This window comes from Clostridium bornimense, from assembly GCF_018917145.1.
In the GTDB taxonomy this organism is placed as follows: Bacteria; Bacillota; Clostridia; order Clostridiales; family Clostridiaceae; genus Clostridium_AN; species Clostridium_AN bornimense_A.
On sequence record NZ_JAHLOD010000025.1, the window covers coordinates 11590 to 37067 of the forward strand.

Consider the following 25478-nt stretch of genomic DNA (forward strand, 5'->3'; position numbering starts at 1 on the left):
AAAGGAGTTGTCGCACAATGTTTGTGCTTCAACTCCTTATTTTTATATTTTGAAAAGTAGATATTATTGACATATGACAAGTTATCATATAAAATTTGAATGTGACATGTTGTCATAAAAATGTTTTTAGGGAGGAAATATGGGATTACTAAAGTTAAAAAATATTAATAAGAGATATACACTAGATAATAAAGAAACTTTTCATGTATTAAAAGATATAAATGTTTCTTTTAGTAAAGGTGAATTAGTATCTATTATCGGAGAATCCGGTAGTGGAAAGTCTACTTTGATGAATTTGATAGGTGGATTAGATTCAAATTTTGAAGGAGAATTATTTGTAAATGATAAAGATATAAATAAGTTTTCTGAAAAAGAATTAGATAGATATAGAAAAAATACAATTGGATTTGTATTTCAAAGTTGCAATCTTATACCGCATCTTTCTATATTAGATAACGTTACTATTGCATTGACTTTATCTAACGTGTCTAAGGAAGAACGTATAGAAAAGGCAAAAGTTGCATTAAAAGAAGTTGGTCTTGAAAAACATATTTATAAAAAGCCAAATCAATTATCAGGAGGGCAAAGACAAAGAGTTGCAATTGCAAGGGCATTAATTAATAACCCAGATATAATTCTTGCAGATGAGCCAACGGGAGCTCTTGATTCAGAAACTACAGAGCAAGTTCTAAATATAATCAAGGATATTGCTAGCAAAGGCAAATTAGTTATAATGGTAACTCATTCAGAGAAAGTAGCAAATCATTCTAGTAGGGTAATAAAAATATTAGATGGTAAAATAATTGAAGATGTACAAAAGGATAAGAAGAAAGTACATGAAGTTAAAGATGAACTAGCAAATACTTCTGTAGATAAAAGAAAAGAAGAAAACTTAAGTTTTATATCAGCAATAAAGTTAGCGTATAACAATATGAAACAAAAGCTTAAGAGAAATATATTGGTTTCTATTGGCGTTAGTATAGGGATAATGAGTGTTATTGCTATGTTAGCATTAGGTAATGGAGTAAAGTCTTATTTTAGTGATATGATTGATAGTTTTATGAATCCTTTAGTTGTTGAAGTAAGTATGAAGCAGGAACAATCAGAACCAACAAATCCAGCTGCTGCAATGCAATCAATGATGTCAACAACACCATTTGAAAAAGAAAATATTGATGAACTATCAAAACTTCAAGGAGTAAAGAAGGTAGAAAATGGTTTTCAATATATAACTATGCCTGGTACAAATAAATTAACATATAAAGATAAGAGTAGCGACTTAATGGTATTAGCTAGTATGTCTTCAGTTCTTACAAAAGATAATGTTAAGGATGGATCACTTCCAGGAAAGAATGAGCTTATAGTAAATGATTCAGTTATAAAGGATCTTGGTAGCGATGTTGTTGGTAAGACTGTTACTTTAAATGCTGTTATAGATGGACAACCTATAAGTGGTGATTTTGTAATTAGTGGTATTTATACTGTAGGGGAAAGTAATCAGTTATCTGATGGTAGTAACTTAGCTTATATTAATTATTCTGATATTGAGACACTCTTAAGTGATGCAGGTAAGGAATTAAAACCTACTATGGTTTACTTAGTAGCAGATAATGAAGAAGATGCCAGTGATCTTAAGTCAACAATTAGAGACTTAGGTTATAGTGGGTCAACTCAAGAAACTATGGGAGATCAAATGTTAACTATGCTAAACATTGTAACAATAGTTTTAGCAGGAATTGCTGGAATTTCACTTTTAGTTTCATCAATTATGATATTAGTAGTTTTATATATAAGTGTTGTAGAAAGAACAAAAGAAATTGGATTACTTAGAGCTATAGGAGCAAGAAACAAAGATATAAAAAGAATTTTTGTTTCAGAAGCATTCTTGATTGGAATCTCTAGTGGAATATTAGGAACAATAAGCTCATTTATTATTTCGATTTTAGTTAATAAAGCATCTATGAATGTATTTGATATGAAGGTAATGAATATTACTGGTGGATATGTTATTATAGGTATTGGAATTAGTGTGATTGTAAGTATGTTAGCAGGTCTTTCTCCAGCTAATAAAGCATCAAAACTTGATCCAGTAGATTCATTAAGAACAGAATAGAAAATATATTGAGGAGATTTATATGCCTAAAAATACATTTTTTAATTTACCTAAAGATAAAAGAAATAAGATAATAAAATGTGCTAAAAAGGAATTTAGTAAATATAATTTTTATGATGCATCTATAAATAGAATAATCAAAGAAGCTAATATTTCTAGAGGTAGTTTTTATCAATATTTTGAGAATAAAGAAGATTTATTTATATATTTATTAGGTGAATTTAGAGATAGAATTTTATCAGACTTAGAGCATAAAATTATTGATATAGATTGTGATATTTTTCAGTTTCAATTATTAATTTTTGATTATATTACAACTGAGGTTGTTAAAAGTAAGGATAAAGATTTTATTATTTCTATTATATGCAATATGGATATTAGGTTAGAAAAACATTTATCTCAATTTATTCAGTGTAAGGAGTTTACATCAGTAGATAAGTTACCTCCTCATATAAAATCTACAAAAAATATAAGAATTAATGAAGATAATGAATTAGAAATATTAAATAACTTATTAATATCATCGTTAATAAATGAATTAGTGGCTTTTTTTACAATATCAAAGTCACTAGAATCATGTAGAGAATCATTAATGGTTACAGCAGATATTTTAAAACATGGTGTTATTAATAATAAATAAATAGAAGGACTAAGTTACAAAAGTAGGAATTTGTGATTTAGTCCTTTTTTATATATAAAGTTATATTATTTTATTAAGTTTAAAATGATAAAATTTTATTTTTAATGCTTAAAATTTAATATAATGAAAATAATAGAAGGAAAATTTTAAAATATATCAATAAAAGTATCACAAACCTTAATTGTTTTATATAATTTAAATATGAAGAATATTAGGGGGAGGGAAGATAGATGGTTAAGCTAATGATTATTTGTGGATTAGTATTATTAATTTCTATTACATCTAGTAAGGTACTATATAAGTTTGGTGTACCAATATTATTAGTATTTATAATACTTGGAATGTTATTTGGTTCTGATGGAATTGTAGGAATATATTTTGATAATTATCAGCTTACTAGTGAACTGTGTTCAATGGCATTAGTGCTCATAATGTTTTATGGTGGATTTGGTACCAATTGGAGTATGGCTAAGTCTTCAGCTATTCCTTCAATACTTATGTCAACAGTAGGTGTAATAATAACGGCAGTATTAACAGGATTATTTTGTGATTTTGTATTAGGTACTACTTTATTAGAAGGATTGCTTATTGGAGCGGTGGTAGCATCTACTGATGCAGCAGCTGTTTTTGCTATATTAAGATCGCAAAGGTTAAACTTGAAAGGATCATTGGCGCCATTGTTAGAGGTGGAAAGTGGCAGTAATGATCCTATTGCATATATGTTTACATTAACAATACTAACTCTTATGAAAAGTAGTAGTATAGGAAGTATAGTACCTATGCTAATAAAACAAATTGTCTTTGGACTATTAGTTGGTACAATTTTAGCTAAGGGTGCTGTTTACATTATTAGAAAAGCAAATTTTGAGGTAGAAGGGTTCTATACAATATTTGTAATAGCCATAGCAATTTTATCCTATGCATTAAGCGAATGGTTGGAGGGAAACGGATATTTAAGCGTATATATGGCGGGAATCTTAATAGGAAATAGCAAGATACCACATAAAAAAAGTATGTTTCGTTTTTTAGATGGAATCTCATGGATTATGCAAATAGCATTATTTTTTACATTGGGATTATTATCATTTCCTTCAAAATTCCCTAGGATTTTTGGAACAGCTACATCCATATCACTGTTTATGCTATGTGTTGCAAGACCAGTAGCTACATTTTTAACATTGCATCCATTTAAATTTTCGATAAAGGAAAAAATATTTATTTCATGGGTAGGGCTTAGAGGAGCTGCTTCAATAGTTTTTGCAATATATGCTGTTACTTATGGAGTGCATATAGATGATGATATTTTTCATATAATATTTTTCATAGCATTATTTTCAGTATCAATTCAGGGAACGTTGATACCGGTAATAGCAAAGAAACTTGATTTAGTTGATAATACTACGACAGTATTAAAAACTTTTAATGATTATTCAGGAGATATGAGTACAAGGCTAATTGAACTTAATGTAGACAATAATAACAAGTGGATTAATAAAAGCATTATGGATGCAAATATACCAGAGGAAATATTAATAGTTATGATAAAACGTAAAGGTGAAGTATTGATTCCTAAAGGTGCAACAATTATAGAAAAAGGAGATATTTTAGTATTAAGTGGAGAAAATATAGAAAAATTAATAGAAAAAGAGCTGCAAAGAATTCCAAGTTAGAAAATATCTTGGAGTAGATTTTTTTTATAAACGTAAAGAAGTAGAACTTTTAATATTGATTAAATCGTATAAAATTTTATTGAAATATGTCAATATTCATAATATAATACGAAATATAACATAATGAATCTCGTATATAATCGATAATATGGATCGAAAGTTTCTACCTGCAAACCGTAAAAGTGCAGACTACGAGGAGTTGTATTTCATTTGTATAGCAAAAGAAGATAGCTTTTGAAATAGAACACCTCAATTTTTTTATTGAGGTGTTTTTTTATTAAAAGAAAAAGGAGTTTTATATGAGTAAGAACAATGAGAATACTATTGGCTTAACTTACCAGGTAGATGATAATCCTTCATTACCGAAGAAAATTTTATTTGGACTTCAACATATATTTGCAGCATTTTCAGGAATTGTTGTAGTTCCGTTGGTAATCGCAGGAAGCTTAGGCTTTGATAGTACAATGACAACAGCATTGATTAGTGCCTCTATTTTGGCATCAGGTATTGCAACTATAGTACAGGCAAGAGGTATTGGAAAAGTAGGATCAAAAGTTGCTTGTATTATGGGTACAGATTTTACATTTGTATCACCAGCAATTTCAGTAGGACAAACATTAGGAATGGCAGGTATAGTTGGAGCTACAATTTTGGGATCGTTTTTTGAAATTATTTTAAGTTATTTTATAAAACCATTAATGAAGTTCTTTCCTCCAATAGTTACTGGAACTGTAGTATGTTTAATTGGCCTAACATTATTGCCAGTGTCAATAGATTGGGCTGCTGGAGGAAGTGGAGCAGCTGACTATGGAAGTTTAAAAAACTTATCTATTGCAATGATAGTAATGGTAATAACTCTAGTTCTGAATAGTTATGGCAAGGGAATGTTAAGCAGTGCATCTATTTTAATTGGAATGACTATAGGATATTTAATATGTATTCCTCTTGGAATGGTTGATTTTTCAGCTGTTAAAGAAGCAACATGGTTTTCAATGCCTAAAATATTTCAATATGGAGTAGTGTTTAATTGGAAAGCATTATTAGCATTTATACCAGCATATTTTGTTACTACAATAGAAACTGTTGGATGTTTAAAGGCTATAGGGGAAACTTCTAATATAGAAATGGATGAAAAGAGAGTTGGAGCTGGAGTTTTAGCTGATGGAGTAGGTAGTATTGTTGGTGCTACAGTGGGTTCTTTCTCAAATACATCTTTTAGTCAAAATGTAGGATTAATTTCTCTTACAAAAGTTGCAAGTAGGCATGTAGCAGTAATGGCAGGGACACTTTTAGTGATTTTGGGATTATTTCCTAAGTTAGCAGGTCTGATCAATGGAATTCCACAACCAGTACTTGGTGGTGTTGGAATAGTAATGTTTGGAACTGTAGCTGCGGCTGGAATTAAAACATTAAGTAGAGTAAAATTAAATGATAGGAATCTTTTAATAATAGCTACATCAATAGCTCTAGGATTAGGCGTAACATTTAGACCAGAAGTTATATCACAGTTACCAGAAGGATTACAAATGATATTTGCATCAGGAATTTCAACAGGAACAATTGTTTCATTAATACTAAACTTAGTTTTAAAAGAGAGTAAAGATGAAATTTTAGAAAGTACAGAAGAGGTGTAAGAATAGTATGGAGTTATTAAAGAAACGTATTTTAGATGAAGGTAAAGCATTAAATGAAACGGTATTAAAAGTGGATAGCTTTTTAAATCATGGTGTAGATGCAAAACTTATGTATGAGGTAGGAACAGAATTTAAAAATTATTTTGAAAAACATAACATAACTAAGATTTTTACAATTGAAAGTTCTGGTATAGCACCAACAGTTATGACAGCAATGCAAATGAATCTTCCTATGGTTACATTAAAAAAACAAAGTTCAAAGATATTAAATGGTGAAGTATATCAAACTACAGTACACTCATTTACAAAGGCTTTAGATTATCAATTAACATTATCAAAAAAATATATTTCTAAGGAAGATAATATACTTATTATAGATGATTTTTTAGCTAATGGGGAAGCGGCACTTGGAGCTATAAGATTAGTTGAAGAAGCTGGTGCAAAGGTTGCTGGTATTGGAATAGTAATTGAAAAGTCATTCCAACCAGGACGTAAATTGTTAGAAGATAAAGGATATGAAGTTTATTCATTAGCAAGAATAAAAAAACTTGGTAAAGATTTAATTGAATTTGTTTAAAAATATATTGTGTGAAAGCTGCTACGCAAGAGCGTGGTAGCTTTTTTTATTCAGTGTACAGTTATTGATAAAATTACTTCACAAGAAGAATTTTTACCTAAATTGTGAAATTCTAATTGTAAATTATAATATATATATTTTAGGGAATTATATTAATATGTAATAAAGATTTTAAAATGAAATAAAATTATAGGGGAGAGATTGAGATGAAATATGATAAAATAACTTTGCCGTATAAATTTAATGATTTAGAGCCATATATAGATGGTGAGACCATAGAGATACATTATTCAAAGCATTTACAAAGTTATGTTAACAATCTTAATAGTATAGTAGAGAAGAATCAGGATTTTTTCCATGGAAAGGCACTAGAAGAAATTTTATCAGATACAAATAATATACCAGAATATATAAAGTTATCAGTAATAAATCAGGGTGGTGGAGTATTTAATCATAATTTATATTTTTCATTATTATCACCTAATGCTAAATTATCACCACAAGGTGATTTATTAAAAGATATCAATAATACATTTGGTAGTGTTGAAAACTTAAAAGAGCAAATTTCCAATGCATCATTGAGACAATTTGGATCAGGATATGGATGGCTTGTTATAAATAAATATGGTGTTTTACAAGTTATGATGATGCCAAATCAAGACAATCCTTTAAGTATTGGTGCAAAACCTATATTAACAATAGATGTATGGGAACATGCTTATTATCTTAAATACAAAAATTTAAGAGGCGATTATGTAAAAAATATATGGAACATTATTGATTGGTCCGCTGTGGAAAAGTTATATTTAAATTATAAAAAATAAGTAATTACAAAACTGTTACACTCTTTTTGGTGCAACAGTTTTTGTAGTATAAGATTATCTATTATATCTGATTTTTCACCATTTTCAAGTAGCATAAAAGGATTATGGCATAAATCTGCTACAGTACAATATTCTTTTTTTGATAAAGGATGATTTTCTGGTAAAATAGCAAGTAATCTATCTTGTTCTAAAAATATAGTTTCAAGTTCTGCATTAGCAGGCAAATGTAAGAAACCATAATCTACTCTGCCTTCTAAAATCCATTCTTCTATTTTTTTATAATCACCTAGGAGTAATTCATAATCAATATTAGTATAATCATGCTGAAATTTTTTAATAATATTAGGTAACCAATAAGTAGCTACATTAGAAAATGTTCCAATGGGTATTAAGTCAGATTGTAGACCATTTAGTTCATCAACATGCATTTGAAGCTAATGTAGGAACATTGTTTTTAGGTAAAAGTAATGTTTAGATAAAAATACACTAATTTTAAAATAGTAATAAAGATTCCCACGCCTTAATATTCTAAGTAATTTAAATTACAAGGTATGGGGATTTGTCTAAGTTAGTACTTTGAATATTTATTTAATTAAATTTTTATCCCAAATAAAAAGTTGTTCTGCGTTGTTTAATGCACCAAATATATTTCGTTTAAAACCAGGAATACGTTCATTTAATTCATTTATTAATTCTTTTACATCTTGTCTTTTAGTTTTTCCATCAGCAGGGCATGGATTTTTTATAACAGGCAAGTTGTATTTTTTTGCAACATTTTTTATAGAACCTTCTGATATGTAAACCATTGGGCGTATTAATGTAATAGTGTTTTTATCCATAAATGTTTTTGGAGAAAAGCAATTAATGCGACCTTCATAGCTTAATGATAGAATTAATGTTTCTATAGCATCATCTTTATGATGTCCAAGAGCAACTTTGCTACAACCAAGGTTTTCAGCAGTATTATTAAGTATACCACGTCTAAGTTTTGCACATAAAGAGCAAGGATTCTTTTCTTTTTTTAAATCAAAAACAATTTCTTTTATATCAGTTTGTATTTCGTAGAAAGGAACTTGAAGTTCTTTACATAAAGAGTGAAGAGGACTATTGTCTACTCCTCCAGGATTAAGAGTTATTGCTATAAGTTCAAATTTTTCTGGAGAAAATTTTCTATATAAATTTAAAAGATGAAGAAGAGTTAGGCTGTCTTTACCACCAGAGAGTCCTACAGCTATTTTATCGCCATCTTCTATTAGATTAAAATCATTTATTGCTTGCCTCATTTTACTAAGAAGTTTTTGCATAGTATCACCTCGTAAATTATTATAATACATATGTTTTACAATTTAAAATTAGTATGTAAATAATTTGGTGAATGAATAATTAATATATTTTACATAGGGATAAATTAACTATTCTTATATGCATTGACAATGTGTAATTATAAATTAATAATGAATTATAAGGGGTGGTTTTATGGAAAAGTGGTTAGAAAGTATATATAGTGATGGATCAAAATTTTTTGTTAGTAATCCATTACCTAAAAGGGGCGAGAAGATAAAAATTTTTATAAGAATGTATGATTCGTCACCTGTTAAAGCTGTTATGCTAAGAACTAAGCTGAATGGAATAGAGAATGTATTGAATATGGATAAGGAGTTTGTAGAAAATGGATTAGCTTATTATTCTACAGAAGTAACTGTTTATGAAGATGTATTGCATTATCATTTCTATTTAGTAACTGAAGATAAGATATATTTTTATAATCAAAAAGAAATCGTAGATTATATGCCAGCAGAAACATATGATTTCAAAATATTAATAGATTATAATCAGCCAAGTTGGGTAAAAAAATCTGTATTTTATCAAATATTTCCGGAACGTTTTTGTAATGGTAATACCGAAAATGATGTTAAAACAGGAGAATATTATTTTGATGGATATCCTGCTGTGAAGATAGAAGATTGGAATGCTGAGCCAAAAGAATATAACGAAAGTCATTGTCTTGATTTTTATGGTGGAGATTTAGAAGGAGTTAAAGATAAAATTCCGTATTTAAAAAAGTTAGGTGTAAATGCCATATATATGAATCCGATATTTTATGCAGCTACAGTACATAAATATGATTGCTTAGATTATTTTAATGTTGATCCTCATTTTGGTGGAAACAAAGCTTTTGCAGAACTAATGGATGAGTTACATAAAAATAATATGAAGTTAATGTTAGATGTATCAATAAATCATACAGGAACTGCAAATCGTTGGTTTAATAAAGAAGGAATTTTCTTTGATAAAAGTGAAGGTGCATATAATAATAAGAATTCCAAAGAAAGAAAATATTACTTTTTTGATGATGATAATAAATATAAGTCTTGGTTTAATGTTGATACATTGCCTACTTTAAATTATACATCAGAAGAACTTAAAGAGATTATCTACAAAGGTGAAAAGTCATTAGTAAAGAAGTGGCTTAAACCCCCATATAACATAGATGGTTGGAGATTTGATGTAGCGGATACCATGGCTAGAAATAATGAAATACAATTACATCATGAAGTATGGCCAGAAATTAGAAAGAGTATAAAAGAGGAAAATCCTGATGCTTATATTATAGGTGAGGATTGGTGTGATCATAATGAGTTTTTAAATGGTGATGAGTGGGATTCGGCGATGAATTATTTTGGCTTTGGAAGACCAGTTAGAAGTTTTTTAGGGGAAACAGACTTCTTTATGAGAGAAAATCCTAATCTTTCAAATATAAGTTGTAAGATTACATCTAAAAATTTTGCAAATAGAATAAAGGAACATTTATGTAGGTTACCATTTGTAATACAAGAAAATCAGTTTAATTTATTTGATAGTCATGATATTTCAAGACTTCATAATAATGAAAAAATAAGTTTTGAAGAATATCGTGGTGCTGTTATTATGCTATTTACGATGATAGGTACTGCTAATATGTACTATGGTGATGAAGCAGGAATTGATGGTAGATTAAATACAAATGAAGGATGTAGATATCCTATGCCTTGGAATAAAGATATAGAATCAACAAAATATTATAAGTTATATTCTAAATTGGCACATTTGAAAACTAGTGAAGAATCACTTCAAGATGGTGGATTCAAGATACTTTCCGATGAAGACTATGTATTTTCATATGCTAGATTTACAAGAAATGATTTATTTATAATTATTTTTTCTACTGATGATATGGACAGAAGATTGAAAATACCTGTAAAGATTTTTGGTAAGGATTCAAAGTCTACTTTAAATGAAGTATTTGGTACAAAGCTAAACTTTATTGTAGAGGGAGAAGAAATAAATTTAGAAGTTAAGGCTCATACTAGTTATCTAATAAAATTATAATAATACAAATTAGGATACAGTTATAAAGGAATTAGGTGTAAAAACTGTATCCTAGTTTATAATTATTTTATTTTGTATTAAATAAAAATTTACAAATTATTAGAAAAAAGAGATTTCAGAACTTTTCAAATATATGTTAAAATAGATATAATACACAATATTTGTTTTATACTGTTTCTATTTAAAGAAAGGGGAGGGGGCTATGACAACAGTAACAGAAATAAATTTTTCTGAAATCACACCAGCAATTAAAAAATTAAAAGATGTATGCATTAAAAATAGTACAATAGAACAAAATCTATATATAGAACATAAGGTTAATAGAGGATTAAGGGACATAAATGGTAAAGGAGTTCTTACTGGATTAACAGAAATCTCAGAAATATGTTCAAAAGAAATTATAGATGGCAAAGAAGTCCCATGTGATGGAAAGCTTTTCTATAGAGGAATAGATATAGAAAGTTTGGTTAGTGGTTTTGTAAAAGAAAAAAGATTTGGATTCGAGGAAATTGCATATCTACTTATATTGGGAGAATTACCTAATAAGGAACAATTAAAAGATTTTACAGATATATTAGCCGGTTATAGAAGTTTACCAACTTCTTTTGTAAGAGATATTATAATGAAAGCACCTAGTTTTGATATGATGAATACCCTTGCAAGAAGTGTATTAACATTATATTCTTATGATGAAAAAGCTGACGATACTTCAATTGATAATGTATTACGTCAATGTTTACAACTTATAGCAGTATTTCCACTATTATCAGTATACGGTTATCAAACTTACGATCATTATTATAATGGCAATAGCTTAATTATCCATACTCCACGAACTGATTTATCTACTGCAGAAAATATTTTATATATGTTAAGACCAGATAGTAAATATACAGAGTTGGAAGCAAGAATTTTAGATGTAGCATTAGTATTACATGCAGAACATGGTGGGGGAAATAACTCAACTTTTACAACTCATGTAGTTTCATCATCAGGGACAGATACCTATTCAGCTATTGCCGCTGCATTAGGATCATTAAAAGGGCCTAAGCATGGTGGTGCTAATATAAAAGTAGTAAAAATGTTTAATGATATGAAAGAAAAGATATCAGATTGGAATGATGAGGATGAAGTTAGAAGTTATTTAAAGGCATTACTTCATAAAGAAGCTTTTGATAAATCAGGACTTATTTATGGAATGGGACATGCAGTTTATTCTTTATCAGATCCACGTGCTAATATATTTAAAAAATTTGTAAAGAACCTATCAGAGGAAAAAGGTAGAACAGAAGAATATAATTTATATTCTTTAGTTGAAAAATTAGCACCACAAGTTATTGCAGAAGAAAGAAAAACTTATAAAGGTGTTAGTGCAAATATAGATTTTTATAGTGGATTTGTATATAGTATGTTAGATTTACCACTAGAATTATATACTCCTATTTTTGCAATGGCAAGAATTGCTGGATGGAGTGCTCATAGAATTGAGGAATTAATAAATACAGATAAAATTATTCGTCCTGCATATATGAATGTAAAGGATCATATGAGATATGTAAATTTGAATAACAGATAATTTTTATTTAAGAGAACCACATTATATAGAAATTAATATAATGGTGGCTCTTATTTTATTTTTTGAAAATAATATAATAAAAATATAATTAAGAAGTGAGGTAGCAAAAATGAGAATTGGTGTATTAATGGGTGGAATTTCATCTGAAAGAGAAATTTCTTTAAAATCTGGTGAAGAAGTTATAAATAATTTAGATAAAGAAAAATATGAAGTAATTCCTATAATAATTGACTCTAAAAAAGATGTTATTGATAAGGTTAAAGATATAGATTTTGCTTTTATAGCATTACATGGTGCATTTGGTGAAGATGGTACAGTACAAGGAATATTAGAAACTATGGGTATCCCATATAGTGGATGCGGGGTTCTTTCAAGCTCAATAGCTATGAATAAAGATTTATGTAAAAGAGTTATGTTATCAGAAAAAATAGATACAGCGCAATGGTTTGTAGCTGGAAGCTTAAAGGAAATTAATTATTATGGAATAAGAAAGATGGGATATCCTGTTTTTGTTAAGCCTAATAATGGAGGGTCTAGTGTAGCTACAACTCTTGTAGAACGTGAAGAAGATTTAGAAGATGCCGTTAAGGAAGCATTAAAGTATGATAATGAAGTTATAATTGAAAAATATATTAATGGAATAGAGATAACATCATTTGTATTAAATGGTGAAGTTATGCCTACAATTTCTATACAAAGTAATGGTAAAAACTTTTTTGATTATTCATCAAAGTATGATGAAGGTGGCGCAGAGGAAAAAATATTAAGATTAAATAGTCATTTACAAAGAAAAGTTGACAGAATTTCACACAAAATATGGAAAGTACTAAGATGCAAGGGATATATAAGAATTGACATGATATTACAAGATAGAATACCATATGTATTAGAAGTAAATACATTACCGGGATTAACTAGGTCAAGTCTTATCCCTAAGAGCGCTATGGAAAAAGGAATTGATTTTCCTAGTTTATTAGATAAGATGATAGAGTATTCCCTTGATTAAAAAGGAGTAAATGAATTAATGTTTCTTTCTAATAAAACTTTTAATGATAATGAGCCTATATATATTCAAATTGAAAATTATATAAAAGGAATTATAGATAAGAATTTGCTTGCACAAAATTCAAAGTTACCAGCTACAAGAGAAATGGCAAAGTTATTAGGTGTCAGTAGAAATTCAGTAATTACGGCATATGAAAATCTTGAAGCAGAAGGAATTTTATATACTATAAAAGGGAAAGGAACGTTTATTAGTAATAGAAATACAGATATATCAGTTAAGTGGAATGTATCATGGAACAACTATATTAATGAATACGGGACTAAAGCTAGTGAGTTAGATATAGTTAAAAGTGAGATTCCATGGAGTAAAGATCTTATATCATTTAAAAGTATATCACCAGAAGGAGAACTTTTTAATATAGAAGAAGTTAAAAAGGCATTTTTAAATACAATATCTAAAGAAAATCATAAGATATTAAATTATGGTTATGCAAGAGGGTATAAACCACTTATGGAATATATTTTAGAATATACTAAAAATAAAGGTATAGATATAAGTAACAAAGATATAATAATTACTAATGGATTTACAGAAGGATTGGATATTATTCTGACTTCATGTATTAAAAAAGGAGACAAGATATTATGTGAAAATCCTACACATAATACAGCAATAAAAATGATGAAAGTTCATGGTGCAGATATTGTTCCAGTAAAGGTAAATGAAGATGGCATTGATATAGTAGAGTTAGAGAATGAATTGAAAAAAGGTGGAATTAAATTTGGATATTTAATTCCATCGTATCATAATCCTACAGGTATAGTTATTAGTGCAGAAAAGAGATATAGGATATATGAAATTTTTAAGAAGTATAATGTTCCAATAATTGAAGATGGATTTAATGAAGAGTTAATGCATAATAGTAGTCATATATCACCATTGGCTGCTTTAGATAAGAATGCAAATGCAGTAGTTTATATATCAAGTTTTTCAAAAATATTATTTCCGGGAGTGAGAATCGGATGGATTATAGCTGATAAAGAATTAATTAATATTTTTGAAAGTGTTAAGAGATGTAAAAATATACACACATCTTTTTTAGATCAAGGAATATTATATGAATATTTATGTAATGGAATTTTTAAAAAGGATATAAAGAAAATTCGTCGCATATATAAGGAAAAGTATGACTTTGCTTTTAAATGTGTAAAAGAATATATAAAGCCTTCATTTATATGGGGAGAAGGGGGACTTCATATTTATATAGGTATAAATAATATAAACTCTAGGGAACTTCTTGAAAAATGCTATGAGAAGGGAGTTATATTTATGCCAGGAGATATTTTTTCTTTAGATAATAGTTGTGATAATACTTTAAGATTAGGATTATCTAGGTTGTCTTTAGATGATATAGAAAAAGGTATAAAGGTTATAGGAAAATGTGTTGAGGAGTTAAGAAATAAAGACATAAATATAAAAGTATGATATACTATAATTAATCTATTATGAAAGGAAGTGGTTTTTATGTTATTAGTTAGAAGTATTGTTTTAAAAATTAATAGTAAAGAAAAAACCACTTGTCTGTAAAAATATTTATATTGATTACATTGTCGTGGCTTTTTAGTTGCGACTTTTTTATTTTTACAGAATCATAATAAGGAGAATATGGTATATGAACAAAGTAGAAATAATAGCAAATAGTAAGTGTTGGATAGAAGATAATGCAAAAAATCAACTCAATGCAATAAGTAAGTTAAACGGTGTAGAAAGAATAGTAGGGCTTCCAGATCTACATGCTGGAAAGATTCCTATTGGTATAGCAGTAGCAACAAAAGGTGTTATATATCCCCATATAATAGGTGGAGACATAGGTTGTGGTATGACGCTTATCAAAACTGGTATTAAGAATAAAAAGTTTAAAATTGATAGATGTGTGAAAAAATTAGAAAAGTTAAGAGGATTAGAAAAATTAGAAATTGAAAATCCGTATGAAGACGAATCACCAATTTATCCATTAGGAACCATTGGTGGAGGAAATCACTTTGCAGAATTTCAAAGTTTAAATAAAATTTATGATAAAGAAGAATGGGATAAACTTAATATATGCGATGATGATATATTTTTATTAATTCATAGCGGATCAAGAGGATATGGTGAAAAAATATTAGATGAATATGATGTTTTTGGAGGATTAAATCCAGAAAGTGAATTAGGAAAAGCTTATATAGAAAAGCATGAACATGCAGTAGTTTGGGCAGAGAGAAATAGAAAATTAGTTGGAGATAAATTACTAGATTATTTAGGTTATTCCGTTGAAAGAGAATGTATTATTAGTTGTAATCATAATTTTCTTGAGAAAGATGGAGAATTTTATATTCATAGAAAGGGTGCTACTTCAACTAAAAGTGGTGCAGTTATAATACCAGGGTCTAGGGGGGATTTAACTTATTTAATTATGCCTAAAGCTAATACAGAGAAATCATTATCATCATTATCACATGGAGCGGGTAGAAAATGGCCAAGGTCATTATGCAAAGGAAGATTGGAAAAGAATTTTACATTAGAAAATATTAAATCAAACAAATTCAATAGTAGGATTGTATGTAAAGATGTAGAACTAATTTATCAAGAGTCACCAAAGGCATATAAAAAAATTGAGGACGTTATAGAATCTTTAGTAGAATTTGAATTAATTACAGTAATAGCGACATTTAAGCCAGTACTTACATTTAAAGGGTAGGGGTACAATTGATTTAAGTAGCAGTTTGGATTATAATGTAATAATTAGAAATGAGGTGTTTAAAGCTATGACTCTAAAAAAACAAAAGAAAATCGCTATAGTAAATGACATGACTGGCTTTGGAAGATGTTCAATAGCAGCACAATTACCAATAATATCGGCAATGAAAATTCAATGTTGTCCATTACCTACAGCAGTATTATCTGCACATACTGGTTTTCCAAGTTTCTTTTTTGATGATTATACTTCTAAGATGAAGGAGTATATGAATAATTGGAAGGAACTAAATATTAGTTTTGATGGAATTGCTACAGGTTTTTTAGGATCAAAAGAGCAAATTGATGTTGTTGTTGAATTTATGGAGAAGTTCAAGGATAATAATACTATAGTTGTTGTTGATCCTGTAATGGGTGACTATGGAAAGTTATATGCAACATATACCAAAGAAATGTGTAATGAAATGAAAAAGTTATTAAAATATGCAGATATAATTACTCCAAATTTAACAGAGGCTTGTAGACTTCTAGATATAGAATATCCTAAACGACAATTAAGTGAGAAAGAGCTAGAGGAAATAGCAAAAGCTCTTTGTAAAAAGGGACCTGATAAAGTTGTTATAACAGGACTTCAATATGATGGAGAAATACAAAACTTTGTTTATGAAAAAGATAGTGGGTATAATGTTGTTAATGTAAAGAAGATTGGTGAAGATAGATCTGGAACAGGAGATGTTTTTACTTCAATTATAATATCTAGTGTTGTAAAAGGTACGTCACTTGTAGATGCTGTAAAAAAGGCAACTGAATTTATAAGTAAAACTATTAAGTATACAGCTGAGCTTAATACTCCAGTTACTGATGGACTATGTTTTGAAGAATATTTAACAGAATTAAAATAATTTTAGGGGGATATATATATGGTTATATTATATACAGCTAAAAATGGAGAATATACAAGCCTTCAAGGGCAAAGTAATATTAAGGATAATGTTTATGTTAATTTAACTAATCGTTGCCCAGCAGCATGTACTTTTTGTTTAAGAAACACAAAAGAAATGGCAGAGTCAAATAGCTTATGGTTAAAGAAAGAACCAACAAAAGAAGAAATTATATCAGAATTTGATAAATATGATTTAAGCAATGTTAAGGAAGTTATATTTTGTGGATTCGGTGAACCGATGGAAAGAGTCTACGATATAGTTGAAATTGCTTCATATGTAAAGAAGAAATACAATGGTATGTCTATTCGTATAAATACTAATGGACTAGCTAATTTAATTCATGAAAAAGATATTACACCATTACTTAAAGGATGTATAGATACAGTTTCAATAAGTTTAAATGCTTCTAATGCAGAAGAGTATTATAAAATAACTCGTAATAAGTTTGGAATAAAATCTTATGATGAAATGTTAAAGTTTGCAGTAGAGTGTAAAAAATATGTGCCTAATGTTGTAATGACTGTAGTGGATTGTATTGGTGAAGAAGAGATAGAAGCTTGCAGGAAAGTATGCAATAAAATAGGATTGCCATTAAGAGTGCGTCCGTTTGAAGAATAGAAGAGTATAAAAGGAGTTATCATTAACAAAAGAAGGTTTGTTAGAGATAGCTCCTTTTATAATTCAATCAATTTGCAATTTAATCAGTTTAGATAATCTGCTATATATACTGATATTTTATGTTATAAACAATTTTATTTTGTTTAAATTATAAAGAAAAATGTATATCTAGGTAATACAGTTTTCATACTAATATTATATAGAAGTGGAGGAGATATAAAATGAAAAAGTTAGTTTTAATTAGACATGGTGAAAGTCTTTGGAATCTAGAAAATAAGTTCACTGGATGGACTGATGTAGATTTATCAGAAAATGGACTTAGAGAAGCAAGAATGGCGGGGAAGATACTTAAGGAGAATGGCTTTCAGTTTGATATAGCATATACATCTGTTTTAAAAAGAGCTATAAGAACATTGTGGATAGTATTGCATGAGATGGATTTAATGTGGATACCAGTTTATAAGTCTTGGAAGCTTAATGAGAGACATTATGGTGCACTACAAGGGTTAAACAAAGCAGAGACTGCAGAAAAATATGGTGAAGAACAAGTTCATAAGTGGAGAAGATTTGTAGATGTAAGACCACCAGAATTAACTAAGGATGATCCAAGGTATCCTGGACATGAATTTAAATATCATGATTTAAATGAAAGTGATTTACCACTTACTGAAAATTTAGCTGATACAGAAAAGAGAGTTCTACAAGAATGGAATGAGAATATAGCACCAAATTTGAAAAAGGATAAAAGAATTATTATAGCAGCTCATGGGAATACATTAAGAGCATTAGTAAGATATTTGGATAATATATCTAGTGATGGAATTGCTGATTTGAATATACCTACAGGAACTCCTTTAGTATATGAGTTAGATGATGATTTAAAACCTATAAGAAGTTACTATTTATCTTTAGATGGTAAGGTATCTAAAGATGTTATACCAAAACATATATAATTTTAATAGGGATATTTATTTTAATAGAATATCCCTACTGTTTTGTAATTTTATGTCGAAATAAAACAAAAAGTTGAAAAATTCGTCAAAATACCTTATAATTGTATTTATTTAGAAATACAACCTTATGAGGTGAAGATATGAGAGAGAGAAACAAATTTAACTTAACTAAAGAAGACCCTAAAATAGAGATAGATGATACTATTGAACTTTCTGTAACTGGTGTATTAGATGAAATGGAAAAGGGTAATAAAGCTTTATTTGAAGAAAGTCATAATGTAGATTTAAAAGAAAATAAGATTTCTAATAAAGCAAAAAAGATATTATTAATTGTAGCAGTATTTATAGTTATTATATCTTCTAGTGTAATTGCATTGGCAACGTTAGAAAAAAATAAGTCAGAAGCAAAAAATAACAAAGAAAATAAAGTAGTTAGTAAAGTTAATAAAAATAACAAAGAAAATATTAATGATGAAGAAAAAAAAGAAGAGGAAAATAAAGAAGAAAAAGAGGACAATCAAGAAGCTGTAGAAAATAAAGACGAGGATAGCAATAAAACAGAAGTAAGTAATAATACAGTGCAAGAAAATAATATTCAAGAAAATAAAATACAAGAAGAAAAGAAAATAGAAACTAGAAATGATAATACGAAAACAGTAGAGACAAAAAATTATACTACAACAGTTATGCCGGTAGGAGAAAATTTCTTGTCAGAAGTTGAAAACATAGTATATCAAAAAATTAATGAAGAAAGAAGTAAAGCAGGAGTTCAAAGTTTAGTTAATAGTGAAAGAATTAAAAAATATGCAAGGGTAAAAGTAAAAGATATGGCTGATAACGGATATTTAGCAAGTAAAGATTTAAGTGGAAACTCAATTACAGTATATATGAAAAATGATGGTGTAACTTATGGTAGTTGGGGTGAAAATATAGGTTATGTTACATATAATTCAGATCCAACAACTTTAGCAGAAAAATTTACGAATAATTTTATGAATTCAACTAGTAGTAAGGATAAAATTTTATCAGGAACTTATTCAGAAGTCGGTATAGGAATATATAAATCTGGAGATAGAGTTTATATTGCTGAAGAATTTATTAGATAAAATATAATAAAATCTTATGAAAATATAAAAAATTACAATATAATGTATAAAAACGGGAAAAGTTTGATAAAGTAACTACTTTATAAAATAAATTACTGTAGTATAATAGTATATGTAATAAAATTATACATAAGTAAGGTTTTAAATGGTGAAAATATGAAAAAAAAGATTACTACAGTATTAGTTGTATTATCAATTTCTACAATAGCATCGGTATTTTTTGGTGTTATATCAGGAATTACACATTTAGCTAAAGAAAAGGTTGCTGTGAAGCCTTTGAAAAGTAAAGAAAAAATAGTAGCATTGCTAGTAGAAGAATATAATGAAAATTCTAAGTTTTATAATATGAAAGTTGTAGATGAGAAAGATAATAATGAAGAAAATAATAATGAAGATACTACAGAGGAAAAATCAGATATAGAAAAAGAGAATAATGTAGTTAATAATAATGTAGAAGAAAAACAAGATAATAAAGTAAATGGACAAGCAGTCATTGCTGAATCAAACAATAAAGCAACTAATACAACAGAGGATTCATCGGTAACAAATACAGAGGAAGATAATATAATGAATATTTCTCAAGAGCCTATTAGTAATAACTTTTTTTCAAATATAGAAAGTATTATTTTACAAAGAGTAAATGAGGAGAGAGCTAAAGAAGGACTTGCTGCATTAACATATAGTAGTACAATGAGAAAATATGCAAGAATAAAATCTATGGACATGGGCGACAGAGGATATTTTGAGCATAGAGATCCAGAAGGTCGTTTAATGAGTGATATAATTAAAAAAGATGGAATTACATATAAAGCATGGGGAGAAAATATAGCATATATAGGTGGAATGACAGATGAAGCTGCAATAGCAGAACGTTTTGTGAATAACTGGATGAATTCGCCGAGTCATAAGGCTAACATATTATGTGATAGATTTGGAGAAATTGGTATAGGTGTGTATAAAATAGGAAATAGATTTTATGCTACACAAGAATTTTTCAAATAAATGCTGTGGTAATTATACCCAATGAATAAAATGGAATAACTTATGTAAAGCAAGTGATAGATTAAATATCACTTGCTTTCTTTTATTGCAATATAAGGAATAAAAATCATACAAGGGAATATGTAGCCTATGATGGAAGTAATCTTAACTAAGATAACTGGACAATCTATGTTATAACTGTAAGTACGGCGTTAGAAAAAGTAAAAAGTACTTTTACTAATAAGATATTGGATTTCTTTACAAGAGAAGTTCGAAAAAATAAAAAGGAGTGGTACCGATGAAAAATAAACTAATTGCCATAGTATTAACAACATCTATTATAGGGGGAGTAGGAAGTACAGCTTATGCTGCTGGAATAGGTTCTAATGATACTTCCAATGTAGTAGTACGTAAGTGTAGTTATAAGAAAAGACATGATAGGTTGTTTAAGAAGAGACATCCATTCTACAATGGAGGATGCACTAACAGACCTAATAACGGCACAGAAAATGGAGATATCGATGAGATAATTCCACCTATTATAGGAGACAAACCATCAAAGGATGATGTAATCCCACCAACAACAGAGGATAAACCATCAATAGATGAAGTAATCCCACCGACAACAGGAGATGAGTCATCAAAGGATGATGTAATTCCACCAACAACAGGAGATGAATCATCAAAGGATGATGTAACTCCGCCAACAACAGACAATACACCAAGTGTTAATGATAAGTTTATGGCGCAGGTGGAACAAAAAATATTTGAAAAGGTTAATGAAGAGAGAGCAAAAGCTGGAGTTTCAACATTATCATATAATAGTACCATGGAAAAGTATGCAAGAATAAAATCTCAAGATATGGGAGATAAAGGATACTTCAATCATACAGATCTAGAAGGTAATCTAATAACTGTCCAAATGCAAAAAGACGGTGTAAGTTATAATGCTTGGGGAGAAAATATTGCATATATAGGCGGAGTATCTGATGCAGATGCTTTAGCAACACAATTTATGAAAAATTGGATGAACTCACAAGGACATAGAGAAAATATTCTATCAACTAACTTTGCATCAGTTGGAGTTGGAGTTTATAAATCAGGAAATAGAGTTTACGCAACACAAGAATTTTATAGATAAAAAAATAGTACAAGCTATTAAAAAAAGCTTAGTAAAATAAATAGAGGACCATCGAAGTTACAATTTGAATTTGTAATCGATGGTCCTTTTTAATTATTTAATAACAAAGAAATATAGAAGTACTAATATACCTAATACTATTCTATAGTATCCAAATACTTTGAAATTGTGTTTCTTTATGTAATCCATAAGGAACTTAATAGCAAAGATTGATACTAAAAATGCAACTACTGATCCAGTTAATAATACTATCCATTCAAAAGATGAAAATGCAAAACCAGCTTTAAGTAGCTTTAAAGCACTAGCACCTAACATTGTTGGAACAGCTAAGAAAAATGAAAATTCAGCTGCTATAAATCTTGAAGTACCTAAAAGAACAGCACCTATAATTGTTGCGCCAGATCTTGATGTTCCTGGAATTAGTGCTAATACTTGAAACATACCTATAAAGATAGCAGTTTTGTAAGTTAACTCTGAGAAACTATTTATTGCAGGTTTTTTATTTCTATTTTCGATAAATATAAATAATATACCATATATAATAAGAGTTATTGAAACTACAGTAGGATTAAAAAATACTTCTTCAATTTTATCATCAAATAGAAGACCAATTATTCCAGATGGCGCTACTGCTACAATGACTTTTAGCCATAAACTAATAGTATCAGTTCTTTCAGCTACACTTTTTGATGGTGAAAAAGGATTTAGTTTATTAAAAAATAAAACTAATACTGCTAATATTGAACCAAATTGTATAACTACAAGAAATGTACTTATAAATGTAGAGCTAAAATTTAATTTAATAAATTCATCTACTAAAATCATATGACCAGTACTACTTACTGGTAGCCATTCTGTAATTCCTTGAACAATTCCAAGAATAATGGCTTTAAAAATTTCTAAAAAGTCCATTTAATTTACCCCCGATAAATTTTCTATATTTCTATCATTATTATTATAAAGGTAGTTGTAGAAAATTTAAATGAAAATGTTGAGATTTGTAATGAAAATAATAAATTTTTAATAATTTAACATAATATAAAATAACATTTAAAACTAGTAAAAAATTATTAAAAACTATAATATATTAGATACAAATTAGGAAAGAAAAGGTATAATAATAAGAAGAAGAAAGTACATTATATTTTTTATGACTGATTATAGTATAATAATGAATTATAAAGTTTATTTTTATTGATATTATGAAAGAGAGGGATATAATGGAGATGATACATAATATGGATGATAACGTTTTAAATTTTATACAAGAACATTTTAAAAGTTCATTCATGGATACTATTATGCCAGTAATAACTTCTTTAGGAAATAGGGGAATAGTATGGATATTAATAACTATTGTATTAATAGCTGTGAAGAGATATAGAAAGTATGGTTATATGTTAGCTTTGGCACTAATCATTACTTTGGTTGTTGGAAATCTAACATTGAAACCGTTGATAGCTAGGACACGTCCTTTTGATGCTAATGATTTAAAGAATATTTTATTAATAGAGGCTCCAACAGATTATTCATTTCCATCGGGACATACTATGAGTTCTTTTGCAGCGGCAATAGTATTAATTTATATGGATAAGAAAGTTGGAATAATTGCTATGATACTAGCAGTATTAATAGCTTTCTCAAGACTTTATTTATATGTACATTATCCATCAGATGTTTTTGCAGGAATGATTTTAGGTATTTTATCAGCAATTATATCTATAAAATTGTTGTCTAAAATAAAAGTTTAATTAACATTAGGGGGTTACATATATGGAGATTAGTGAAAATTTAAAGAAAATTATTGAGGAGTTTTCAAAACTAAAAAGCGTTGAGGGAATACTTTTAGCTGGATCTAAGGCAGTAAATACTGATGATAAAAATTCTGATTATGATGTATATGTATATACATCTGAAGAAATTCCAGTAGAGTACAGAAAGAATATATATGATAAGTATTGCAGCTATATGGAAGTAAATAATACATTTTGGGAAACAGAAGATGATGGTATTTTAAAGGAAGATAATGTTCCAGTTGAAATAATATATAGGAGTTTAGACTGGATAAAAGATAGCCTTAATAGAACATTAGTAAAATGTGAGGCTGATGTAGGATATACTACTTGTTTTTGGTACAATATAAAGAATTCTATAATTCTTTATGATAAAGAGGGAAAATTAAAAGAAATACAAGATAGCTGTAATGTAGAGTATCCTAAGAAATTAAAAGAGAATATCATAAAGAAGAATTATCCTCTTTTAAATAAGCAGATGCCAGCTTATTATTTTCAAATAGAAAAGGCAATAAAGAGAAATGATATTGTAAGTGTAAATCATAGAGTAGCGGCGCTTTTAGCTAGTTATTTTGATATAATTTTTGCAGTAAATGAGATGCCACATCCAGGAGAAAAGAAGTTAATAAAGATTATTAAGGATAAAAACTTAACAATACCTTTTGAGATGGAGAAAAATATAAGTAATATTTTAAAATATTCTGCTGAAGATAATGAAAATATTTTAAGTGAAATAGAAATTCTTGTGGAGAATCTTGATAAATATTTAGATATGAATAATTAGAAATAAAAATTTTAAAAATTAAATAAAAGTTATAAAGAGGCTATAGTAAAAGAATTTAAAAGACTAAAAAATAGCCTCTTTTTTATATAACTTTTATATATCATATTGGACTACAGTAAACATGCCACCTACTCCTGGCGCGCCGTTATTAGTTGTATGGTGAGGCATATGACAATGCATAGGCCAAATTCCAGGATTTTTAGCAAGGAATTCTATGTCCCAAGTCTCACCAGAAGCTACTAATATGGTATTTTTATAGATTTGAGTTTCTTTTTTTATAGGAAATCCATCAGCACCTACTACTTTAAATTGATGTCCATGAAGATGTATAGGATGATGATGCATTTGAATATTCCCAAATCTAACTTTAACTTTATCACCATAAGACACATGAAGAGGTTCTGTTGAAGGATAACATTTTCCATTCATAGTGAAAAAATTAAATTCTGGCATTTTAAAAGTAAGATTATAAGTGCCAGAATCAATATCACCCCAAGGAAGGCTATTAACAGCCCATTCTTGTAACAAAATAAGATAATCTTTATAATGTTTTTTATTGCAATATTTTGGATCTTCTATAATCAATCCACCAAAGAGACCAGCATTATCTTGTACAGCTACATTGACATGAGAATGATACATGTAGGTTCCAGGGGGATTTTTTATTGTAAATTCATAGTCAAAATATTCTCCAGGATATATGAATGGAGATGGCTCTATTGGGGGAACTCCGTCCATGTTGTTAGGTACTTCTAATCCATGCCAGTGTACGCTGGTTTTTTCAGGAAGATTATTTATTACTCTTATACAGATTCTATCACCAGGGAAAACTCTAATAGTTGGTCCTGGGACAGAACCATTATATCCCCAGGCTTTAATGAAAAGTCCTGGAATTAATTCATTTAATACTTCTTCAGCTATTAATGTGAAGTGTTTTACTCCATTTTTATAAGTAAAAGATAAGTTTTCTATACCAGGCGTTATTACCATAATTTACTCCTATAAATAGTATT

The 25478-nt window shown here is 28.3% G+C and carries 22 protein-coding genes, 1 pseudogene and 1 riboswitch; of the genes and pseudogenes, 19 read left to right on the top strand and 4 right to left on the bottom strand.

The features are described from left to right. Positions 1 to 139 precede the first annotated feature (139 nt). The 6 genes from KQI30_RS09970 (at position 140) to KQI30_RS09995 (ending at position 7458) form a co-directional block, all read left to right on the top strand. Positions 140 to 2113 carry an ABC transporter ATP-binding protein/permease gene (locus KQI30_RS09970; RefSeq protein ID WP_216463156.1) on the top strand — a complete coding sequence of 658 codons (1974 nt, stop codon included), beginning with the start codon at positions 140 to 142 and terminating at the stop codon, positions 2111 to 2113. A 22-nt stretch (positions 2114 to 2135) separates the two neighbouring features. Beyond that, positions 2136 to 2753: a TetR/AcrR family transcriptional regulator gene (locus KQI30_RS09975; RefSeq protein WP_216463157.1), complete on the top strand. Its 618-nt coding sequence runs from the start codon at positions 2136 to 2138 to the stop codon at positions 2751 to 2753. A 230-nt stretch (positions 2754 to 2983) separates the two neighbouring features. Next, positions 2984 to 4423, top strand: coding sequence for a potassium/proton antiporter (locus tag KQI30_RS09980; RefSeq protein ID WP_216463158.1), 1440 nt, complete (start codon positions 2984 to 2986; stop codon positions 4421 to 4423). Between the two features lie 110 nt (positions 4424 to 4533). Beyond that, positions 4534 to 4635, top strand: a riboswitch (purine riboswitch). An 87-nt stretch (positions 4636 to 4722) separates the two neighbouring features. Next, entirely contained in the window at positions 4723 to 6057 is a 1335-nt protein-coding gene (locus KQI30_RS09985; protein ID WP_216463159.1) for a uracil-xanthine permease family protein, read from the top strand. 7 nt (positions 6058 to 6064) lie between these two features. Further along, complete coding sequence (locus KQI30_RS09990; protein WP_216463160.1) at positions 6065 to 6634, top strand: xanthine phosphoribosyltransferase; 570 nt, start codon at positions 6065 to 6067, stop codon at positions 6632 to 6634. A 206-nt stretch (positions 6635 to 6840) separates the two neighbouring features. Further along, a complete protein-coding gene (locus KQI30_RS09995) occupies positions 6841 to 7458 on the top strand; it encodes a superoxide dismutase (RefSeq protein ID WP_216463161.1) in 618 nt (205 codons plus the stop codon). A 62-nt stretch (positions 7459 to 7520) separates the two neighbouring features. On the opposite strand, the pseudogene KQI30_RS10000 reads toward KQI30_RS09995, so the two are convergent. Further along, positions 7521 to 7892 (bottom strand): annotated as a pseudogene (locus tag KQI30_RS10000) (LysR family transcriptional regulator substrate-binding protein); the annotation flags it as partial. A 150-nt stretch (positions 7893 to 8042) separates the two neighbouring features. Beyond that, complete coding sequence (locus KQI30_RS10005; protein ID WP_216463163.1) at positions 8043 to 8762, bottom strand: tRNA 2-thiocytidine biosynthesis TtcA family protein; 720 nt, start codon at positions 8760 to 8762, stop codon at positions 8043 to 8045. A 172-nt stretch (positions 8763 to 8934) separates the two neighbouring features. On the opposite strand from KQI30_RS10005, the gene KQI30_RS10010 reads away from it, so the two are divergent. The 11 genes from KQI30_RS10010 (at position 8935) to KQI30_RS10060 (ending at position 21888) form a co-directional block, all read left to right on the top strand. Next, positions 8935 to 10827, top strand: a complete 1893-nt coding sequence (locus KQI30_RS10010; RefSeq protein ID WP_216463164.1) for an alpha-amylase family glycosyl hydrolase — start codon at positions 8935 to 8937, stop codon at positions 10825 to 10827. A gap of 202 nt (positions 10828 to 11029) precedes the next feature. Next, the gene (locus KQI30_RS10015) at positions 11030 to 12403 is read left to right on the top strand and encodes a citrate/2-methylcitrate synthase (protein WP_216463165.1); all 1374 of its coding nucleotides are present in this window, start codon (positions 11030 to 11032) and stop codon (positions 12401 to 12403) included. A 109-nt stretch (positions 12404 to 12512) separates the two neighbouring features. Next, a complete protein-coding gene (locus KQI30_RS10020) occupies positions 12513 to 13409 on the top strand; it encodes a D-alanine--D-alanine ligase (RefSeq protein WP_216463166.1) in 897 nt (298 codons plus the stop codon). A gap of 18 nt (positions 13410 to 13427) precedes the next feature. After that, complete coding sequence (locus KQI30_RS10025) at positions 13428 to 14894, top strand: PLP-dependent aminotransferase family protein (RefSeq protein ID WP_216463167.1); 1467 nt, start codon at positions 13428 to 13430, stop codon at positions 14892 to 14894. A gap of 187 nt (positions 14895 to 15081) precedes the next feature. Then, complete coding sequence (locus KQI30_RS10030) at positions 15082 to 16149, top strand: RNA ligase RtcB family protein (protein WP_216463168.1); 1068 nt, start codon at positions 15082 to 15084, stop codon at positions 16147 to 16149. 67 nt (positions 16150 to 16216) lie between these two features. Next, positions 16217 to 17047: a pyridoxamine kinase gene (locus KQI30_RS10035; RefSeq protein WP_216463169.1), complete on the top strand. Its 831-nt coding sequence runs from the start codon at positions 16217 to 16219 to the stop codon at positions 17045 to 17047. A gap of 18 nt (positions 17048 to 17065) precedes the next feature. After that, entirely contained in the window at positions 17066 to 17707 is a 642-nt protein-coding gene (locus KQI30_RS10040; RefSeq protein WP_216463170.1) for a TIGR04100 family radical SAM protein, read from the top strand. A gap of 221 nt (positions 17708 to 17928) precedes the next feature. Next, positions 17929 to 18660 (top strand): 2,3-diphosphoglycerate-dependent phosphoglycerate mutase, encoded by a 732-nt coding sequence (gene gpmA, locus KQI30_RS10045; protein WP_216463171.1) that lies wholly within the window; start codon positions 17929 to 17931, stop codon positions 18658 to 18660. Positions 18661 to 18800: 140 nt separating this feature from the next. Then, positions 18801 to 19766 (top strand): CAP domain-containing protein, encoded by a 966-nt coding sequence (locus KQI30_RS10050; protein ID WP_216463172.1) that lies wholly within the window; start codon positions 18801 to 18803, stop codon positions 19764 to 19766. A gap of 156 nt (positions 19767 to 19922) precedes the next feature. After that, the gene (locus KQI30_RS10055) at positions 19923 to 20768 is read left to right on the top strand and encodes a CAP domain-containing protein (protein ID WP_216463173.1); all 846 of its coding nucleotides are present in this window, start codon (positions 19923 to 19925) and stop codon (positions 20766 to 20768) included. Between the two features lie 277 nt (positions 20769 to 21045). Further along, entirely contained in the window at positions 21046 to 21888 is an 843-nt protein-coding gene (locus KQI30_RS10060) for a CAP domain-containing protein (RefSeq protein WP_216463174.1), read from the top strand. Positions 21889 to 21981: 93 nt separating this feature from the next. On the opposite strand, the gene KQI30_RS10065 is transcribed toward KQI30_RS10060, so the two are convergent. Next, positions 21982 to 22800 carry an undecaprenyl-diphosphate phosphatase gene (locus KQI30_RS10065; RefSeq protein WP_216463175.1) on the bottom strand — a complete coding sequence of 273 codons (819 nt, stop codon included), beginning with the start codon at positions 22798 to 22800 and terminating at the stop codon, positions 21982 to 21984. A gap of 308 nt (positions 22801 to 23108) precedes the next feature. Between KQI30_RS10065 and KQI30_RS10070 the strand changes: the two genes are divergently transcribed. Then, positions 23109 to 23639: a phosphatase PAP2 family protein gene (locus KQI30_RS10070; protein ID WP_216463176.1), complete on the top strand. Its 531-nt coding sequence runs from the start codon at positions 23109 to 23111 to the stop codon at positions 23637 to 23639. Between the two features lie 22 nt (positions 23640 to 23661). Beyond that, positions 23662 to 24465: a DUF4037 domain-containing protein gene (locus tag KQI30_RS10075; protein ID WP_216463177.1), complete on the top strand. Its 804-nt coding sequence runs from the start codon at positions 23662 to 23664 to the stop codon at positions 24463 to 24465. Positions 24466 to 24558: 93 nt separating this feature from the next. Here KQI30_RS10075 and KQI30_RS10080 read toward each other — a convergent pair whose 3' ends face one another. Continuing rightward, complete coding sequence (locus KQI30_RS10080) at positions 24559 to 25455, bottom strand: multicopper oxidase domain-containing protein (protein ID WP_216463178.1); 897 nt, start codon at positions 25453 to 25455, stop codon at positions 24559 to 24561. Between the last annotated feature and the right edge of the window lie 23 nt (positions 25456 to 25478).

Excerpts from the sequence above, each read along its gene's own strand:
- KQI30_RS10005 (WP_216463163.1), bottom strand. The coding sequence starts at position 8,762 with ATGCAAAAACTTCTTAGTAAAATGAGGCAAGCAATAAATGATTTTAAT.
- KQI30_RS10050 (WP_216463172.1), top strand. The coding sequence starts at position 18,801 with ATGAGAGAGAGAAACAAATTTAACTTAACTAAAGAAGACCCTAAAATA.
- KQI30_RS10025 (WP_216463167.1), top strand. The coding sequence starts at position 13,428 with ATGTTTCTTTCTAATAAAACTTTTAATGATAATGAGCCTATATATATT.
- KQI30_RS10075 (WP_216463177.1), top strand. The coding sequence starts at position 23,662 with ATGGAGATTAGTGAAAATTTAAAGAAAATTATTGAGGAGTTTTCAAAA.
- gpmA (WP_216463171.1), top strand. The coding sequence starts at position 17,929 with ATGAAAAAGTTAGTTTTAATTAGACATGGTGAAAGTCTTTGGAATCTA.
- KQI30_RS10030 (WP_216463168.1), top strand. The coding sequence starts at position 15,082 with ATGAACAAAGTAGAAATAATAGCAAATAGTAAGTGTTGGATAGAAGAT.
- KQI30_RS10010 (WP_216463164.1), top strand. The coding sequence starts at position 8,935 with ATGGAAAAGTGGTTAGAAAGTATATATAGTGATGGATCAAAATTTTTT.
- KQI30_RS09990 (WP_216463160.1), top strand. The coding sequence starts at position 6,065 with ATGGAGTTATTAAAGAAACGTATTTTAGATGAAGGTAAAGCATTAAAT.
- KQI30_RS10020 (WP_216463166.1), top strand. The coding sequence starts at position 12,513 with ATGAGAATTGGTGTATTAATGGGTGGAATTTCATCTGAAAGAGAAATT.
- KQI30_RS10080 (WP_216463178.1), bottom strand. The coding sequence starts at position 25,455 with ATGGTAATAACGCCTGGTATAGAAAACTTATCTTTTACTTATAAAAAT.
- KQI30_RS10060 (WP_216463174.1), top strand. The coding sequence starts at position 21,046 with ATGAAAAATAAACTAATTGCCATAGTATTAACAACATCTATTATAGGG.
- KQI30_RS10070 (WP_216463176.1), top strand. The coding sequence starts at position 23,109 with ATGGAGATGATACATAATATGGATGATAACGTTTTAAATTTTATACAA.
- KQI30_RS10065 (WP_216463175.1), bottom strand. The coding sequence starts at position 22,800 with ATGGACTTTTTAGAAATTTTTAAAGCCATTATTCTTGGAATTGTTCAA.
- KQI30_RS09995 (WP_216463161.1), top strand. The coding sequence starts at position 6,841 with ATGAAATATGATAAAATAACTTTGCCGTATAAATTTAATGATTTAGAG.
- KQI30_RS10015 (WP_216463165.1), top strand. The coding sequence starts at position 11,030 with ATGACAACAGTAACAGAAATAAATTTTTCTGAAATCACACCAGCAATT.
- KQI30_RS09985 (WP_216463159.1), top strand. The coding sequence starts at position 4,723 with ATGAGTAAGAACAATGAGAATACTATTGGCTTAACTTACCAGGTAGAT.
- KQI30_RS10040 (WP_216463170.1), top strand. The coding sequence starts at position 17,066 with ATGGTTATATTATATACAGCTAAAAATGGAGAATATACAAGCCTTCAA.
- KQI30_RS09980 (WP_216463158.1), top strand. The coding sequence starts at position 2,984 with ATGGTTAAGCTAATGATTATTTGTGGATTAGTATTATTAATTTCTATT.
- KQI30_RS10035 (WP_216463169.1), top strand. The coding sequence starts at position 16,217 with ATGACTCTAAAAAAACAAAAGAAAATCGCTATAGTAAATGACATGACT.
- KQI30_RS10055 (WP_216463173.1), top strand. The coding sequence starts at position 19,923 with ATGAAAAAAAAGATTACTACAGTATTAGTTGTATTATCAATTTCTACA.
- KQI30_RS09975 (WP_216463157.1), top strand. The coding sequence starts at position 2,136 with ATGCCTAAAAATACATTTTTTAATTTACCTAAAGATAAAAGAAATAAG.
- KQI30_RS09970 (WP_216463156.1), top strand. The coding sequence starts at position 140 with ATGGGATTACTAAAGTTAAAAAATATTAATAAGAGATATACACTAGAT.